Annotated in this window: 4 protein-coding genes and 3 pseudogenes; 5 read left to right on the forward strand and 2 right to left on the reverse strand. The window is 62.1% G+C overall.

The annotated features are described in order from the left end of the window. The first annotated feature begins 97 nt into the window (after positions 1-97). The gene (locus BU28_RS23775; RefSeq protein WP_169738991.1) at positions 98-754 is read left to right on the forward strand and encodes a hypothetical protein; all 657 of its coding nucleotides are present in this window, start codon (positions 98-100) and stop codon (positions 752-754) included. A gap of 128 nt (positions 755-882) precedes the next feature. Here the strand turns inward: BU28_RS23775 and BU28_RS0118525 are convergent, their stop codons facing one another. Beyond that, positions 883-1,341: an Lrp/AsnC family transcriptional regulator gene (locus tag BU28_RS0118525; protein WP_028720742.1), complete on the reverse strand. Its 459-nt coding sequence runs from the start codon at positions 1,339-1,341 to the stop codon at positions 883-885. Beyond that, positions 1,338-1,793, reverse strand: a complete 456-nt coding sequence (locus tag BU28_RS0118530; protein ID WP_028720743.1) for an Lrp/AsnC family transcriptional regulator — start codon at positions 1,791-1,793, stop codon at positions 1,338-1,340. The genes BU28_RS0118525 and BU28_RS0118530 overlap by 4 nt, the downstream gene beginning before the upstream one ends. A gap of 127 nt (positions 1,794-1,920) precedes the next feature. Between BU28_RS0118530 and ilvC the strand changes: the two genes are divergently transcribed. From ilvC to BU28_RS25735, 4 genes and pseudogenes are all read left to right on the forward strand, one after another. Further along, positions 1,921-2,943 carry a ketol-acid reductoisomerase gene (gene ilvC / locus BU28_RS0118535; protein WP_028720744.1) on the forward strand — a complete coding sequence of 341 codons (1,023 nt, stop codon included), beginning with the start codon at positions 1,921-1,923 and terminating at the stop codon, positions 2,941-2,943. Positions 2,944-3,143: 200 nt separating this feature from the next. Next, a pseudogene (locus tag BU28_RS23780) lies at positions 3,144-3,395 on the forward strand (transposase); the annotation flags it as partial. 207 nt (positions 3,396-3,602) lie between these two features. Then, positions 3,603-4,546 (forward strand): annotated as a pseudogene (locus tag BU28_RS23785) (IS110 family transposase). Between the two features lie 5 nt (positions 4,547-4,551). Beyond that, a pseudogene (locus BU28_RS25735) lies at positions 4,552-4,888 on the forward strand (hypothetical protein); the annotation flags it as partial.

Consider the following 4,888-nt stretch of genomic DNA (forward strand, 5'->3'; position numbering starts at 1 on the left):
CCCTGGCACAGCGAAGCCGTCGGGGGGGCGGTCACATCATCAGAGCCGGCTGCCGACATAGTTCTTGGGCAGTTAGTCACTCAGGTCGGCTAAGTTGATGTCCCAACTGCATGAGGCTACATTGCGCACAAAGGCTGACGTGTTTATTATCGAGAGCTTGGATCCGGATGACGAGGGTAACGGCCGATTTGAAGGCGGCGTGATCTCTCAAATTTTGAAATTGCATGGAAAGCAACCGCTCTATCGGTACGTCCGGACGGCCAAAGAATTCAAGGCGGCAGTCAAGGAGTTTGGTAAGTCCCGATACCGATATCTCCATATTTCCGCACATGGAGACCCGGAGGGACTGTGCACCACCAATCAGGAAACCATCGACTTCGACGAGTTGGGCGACATGTTACAGCCCCATCTCAAGGGCAGGAGGCTTTTCTTATCAGCTTGCTCCATGGTCCACAAAGACATGGCAGCTTACGTGATCCCGAAGACGGAATGCTTTTCCATTATGGGTCCTGAAGATGACATTGAATTTCATCGGGCCGCGCTGTTTTGGGCTTCCTTGTACCATCTCATGTTTCTCAAAGATGCCGAGAAGTTTAACCGCGCAAGATTGACTGAGACTCTGACAAGGGCGTCAACCCTGTTCGAAGTCAACATCAAGTTCTTCTATCGGTCAGACAACAAAAAAGGCTTCGATGAAGTTGACGTTCATTCATACAAGAAGCTTAAAAAGAACCCTGGGCCAAGGCAGGGATAAGTTCTGGGCATTAGCGCGACAGCTTCGAAAAAACGGCGACCTTGACCAAGCCGACCACGAAATCGCGCACGATGACAGTCTGCTTCGTCCGCACAGCAGACATTCTACCGCAGCAACAGGGACGCACCCTATAGCGGCCCCGGCCGGCGTTCCTCGGACAGCATCACATTGGCCTCGACCTGGCCCACGCCGGGCAGGGTCATGATGCGGCGGCGCAGGATGCGTTCGAAATCGGCGATGTCGCGGGCGTGGATGCGCAGGCGGTAGTCGAACTGGCCCAGGACGTGCTGGACCACCTGCACCTCGGGGATGGCGGTCACGGCGCGTTCGAATTCGTCCAGGCTGGTGCGGCCCTTGGCGGCGAGCCGAATGCCCAGGAACACGGTGACGCCGAACCCCAGCGCCGCCTGATCGACCACGATGCGGCGCCCGGCGATCACCCCCGCCTCGGTCAGGCGCTTGATGCGGCGCCAGGTCGCGGGCTGGGTCAGGCCGATCTGGCGCCCGATCTCGGCGGCGCTGCGGGTCGCGTCGCGGGCCAGCAGGCGCAGGATGGCCCGGTCGGTGGCGTCGGGCGACAGGGTCACAGCGGCAGCTCCTGCCCGTCCTTGATATTGCTGACCAGCATCAGCGCGTCGGAATCCGTGACATGCGGCAGAGACAGGATGCTTTCGCGATAGATCTGCTGCCAATGCGCCATGTCGCGGGCAATGACGTTCAGCCGCAGGTCGACCGAGCCGAGGAAGGTCTGGATTTCCGTCACTTCGGGCACCTGCCGCGCCGCCGCCATGAATTCGTCGAAGGCGCGCGGGTGGGTCTTGTCGAGGGTGAAGCGCAGGCTGACCTGCACCTCATAGCCAAGCTTGCGCCAGTCGATGCGGGTTTCGAGCGCGCGGATCACCCCGGTTTCGCGCAGCTTCTCAAGCCGGCGCCACAGGCTTGCCGGGGTGACGCCGGCGCGTTCCGCCAGGTCGGCATTGCCGATGTCGGGGTCGGCCAGAAGCTGGCGCAGAATGCGTCTGTCGGTGGCGTCGGGCATGATTTTTTCATTCCAGTAAGTACTAGATTATCATTTTCTAGCTTAGCCACCCTAAAATGGAAAGATTGCACAGAACTGGCGCTGTGCGGTCCCTATAACCATCGCATCGGAACGAGGAGAGACTCTGATGCGCGTTTACTATGATCGCGACTGCGACGTGAACCTGATCAAGGACAAGAAGATCGCCATGCTGGGTTACGGCAGCCAGGGCCACGCCCATGCGCTGAACCTGCGCGATTCGGGCGCCAAGAACCTGGTCGTGGCGCTGCGCGAGGGCTCGCCCTCGGCCAAGAAGGCCGAAGCCGAGGGGCTGAAGGTCATGGGCATCGCCGAAGCCGCCGCCTGGGCCGACCTGGTCATGTTCACCATGCCCGACGAGCTGCAGGCCGAAACCTACAGGAAATACGTCCACGACAACCTGCGCGAAGGCGCGGCGATCGCCTTCGCCCACGGCCTGAACGTGCACTTCGGCCTGATCGAGCCGAAAAAGGGCGTCGACGTCATCATGATGGCCCCCAAGGGCCCCGGCCACACCGTTCGCGGCGAATACGTCAAGGGCGGCGGCGTGCCCTGCCTGGTCGCGGTGCACCAGGACGCGACCGGCAAGGCCATGGACCTTGGCCTGAGCTACTGCTCGGCCATCGGCGGCGGCCGTTCGGGCATCATCGAGACCAACTTCCGCCAGGAATGCGAAACCGACCTGTTTGGCGAGCAGGCGGTTCTGTGCGGCGGCCTGGTCGAACTGATCCGCATGGGCTTCGAAACCCTGGTCGAGGCGGGCTATGAGCCCGAGATGGCCTATTTCGAATGCCTGCACGAGGTGAAGCTGATCGTCGACCTGATCTATGAAGGCGGCATCGCCAACATGAACTATTCGATCAGCAACACCGCCGAATACGGCGAATACGTCAGCGGTCCGCGCATCCTGCCCTACGACGAGACCAAGGCGCGGATGAAGGCGGTGCTGAGCGACATCCAGACCGGCAAGTTCGTGCGCGACTTCATGCAGGAAAACGCCGTCGGCCAGCCGTTCTTCAAGGCCACCCGCCGCATCAACGACGAGCACCAGATCGAGAAGGTCGGCGAGAAGCTGCGCGCCATGATGCCCTGGATCAGCAAGGGCAAGATGGTGGACAAAGAGCGGAACTGATCGGTTCCGGACAGGAAGCCCCGCAGCGATGCGGGGCTTTTTTGTTGCGGCAAATGTAGCCGATCATCGGACGATCCACCTTCGCGAACCGCAACCACGGCAACTCTGAACAGGCCTCAAAGCAATATTACGTGTGACCTGCCCCCCGCGAGATCCCTTAGTCTGATGTAGAGTCTGCTCAACCGCGAAGGAGCAGATGAATGAGGAAAAGCCGTTTCACCGAGGCGCAGATAATCGGGATGATCCAGGAGCAGGAGGCGGGCATGCCGACGGCTGAGGTGTGCCGCGGGCATGGTCTCAGCCCGGCGACATTCTACAAGCTGAAAGCCAAGTATGGCGGCATGGAGGTCTCCGAGGCAGCCAGGCTGAAGGCGCTGGAGGACGAGAACGCCAAGCTCAAGCGCCTGCTGGCCGACACGATGCTCGACAATGTCGTCCTGAAGGATCTTGTCTTAAGATCGCCCGGCTCCTGTGCGATATGGGAGCCGCTCTCCGGCACCTCACACATGCCGGAGAGCGGCGGAGGACGGGTCGAAAGGATGGAGGTTCCCAGGACCGGTCAGAAGTTGGATCGCCCCCGCCTTTCGTATGTCCTGAACGGATAGGTGGGGGGTGCTGCACGCATTGCCCCGTACGACAAGCACAGGAGACGAAAGGCAATGCAGGATACCGTCGGTATCGACATTTCCAAAGCCACGCTCGACGTTCACCGCCAGTCGGACGGCAGGCATGCCCGGTTCGGCAACGACAAGGCAGGTCTCGGGGCTCTGCGCCGGTGGATCGGCAAGGCCCCGGCTCGCGTGGTCTACGAGGCGACCGGTCGCTATCACCGCGACATGAGGCCACACTGGACGCGGCGGGTCATGCGCTGGTCAAGGTGAACCCCGGTCGGGCGCGCCGCTTCGCGCAGGCAGCCGGATACGGGGCGAAGACCGATCGCGTCGATGCCGCGATGCTGGCGCGGATGGGTATGGCGCTCGACCTCGACGCCACACCGGTCCGCAGTGACGCCATGCACGAAATCAGGGAGTTGCACATCGCGCGCTTCGGCCTGATCAAGGATCGCACCGCCTGCCGCAACCGCCTGCAGGCTGCGCGCAACAAGGTCGTCCTGGCGCAGTTGCGGGCGCGCCCGCGACAGGTCGAAAACCAGATCGAGCAGATCGACGCCGAACTCGCGCGCCTCGTCGCAGAGGATCCGGCGCTCGCACATCGCTACGGGATCCTGCTGTCCATTCCCGGCCTCGGCCCCGTCCCGGCGATCGCCATGCTCGTGGAGATGCCCGAACTGGGCACGATGGATGGCAAGGAAGCCGCCAGTCTTGCGGGCCTCGCGCCGATCACTCGTGAGTCGGGCAGGTGGAAGGGCCAGTCGCGGATCGGCGGCAGGCGCCGTGGATTGCGCCTGGCGCTCTACATGCCGGCCCTTGTCGCCACCCGGCACAACCGGCAGCTCGGCCAGACCTATCAGGCGCTCTGCAGCGCGGGAAACCGGCGAAAGTCGCGCTCACCGCTGTGATGCGCAAGCTCCTGATCCGCGCCAACGCCCTGATCAGGGATGACCGAAAATGGGCCGAAACCGCGCCTTGACCAAAACGGATAACTTCTGGGAAAGAACTGACGACGCTGACCAAGCGGCGAGAGGCAGCGCTCAGGGCGATGCGGGATCACGATATCTCGCAGCGCCGGGCCTGCCGGCTTGTCGGTGTCGATCCCAGGACGGTCCGGCGCGAACGCCCGCCGGAGCGAGCCATTGAAGGCGCCATTGGTTCGAGCCCAATGGCGAGCCCCGAGATCCGCGAGGAGATGAAGGAGATCGCCGGATCGGCGTGCTGCTCGAACGCAAGGGCATGATCATGAACCACAAGAAGCTCTATCGGCTCTACCGGGAGGATGGAGGAGGATCTGAAAACAGTCCGGGGGACTGTTTTCCCGACGACACTGT

The sequence above is a fragment of the Paracoccus yeei ATCC BAA-599 genome, from assembly GCF_000622145.1.
Lineage (GTDB): Bacteria > Pseudomonadota > Alphaproteobacteria > Rhodobacterales > Rhodobacteraceae > Paracoccus > Paracoccus yeei.

Coding starts and splice junctions, on each gene's coding strand:
- BU28_RS0118530 (WP_028720743.1), bottom strand. CDS start 1,793: ATGCCCGACGCCACCGACAGACGCATTCTGCGCCAGCTTCTGGCCGAC.
- BU28_RS23775 (WP_169738991.1), top strand. CDS start 98: ATGTCCCAACTGCATGAGGCTACATTGCGCACAAAGGCTGACGTGTTT.
- ilvC (WP_028720744.1), top strand. CDS start 1,921: ATGCGCGTTTACTATGATCGCGACTGCGACGTGAACCTGATCAAGGAC.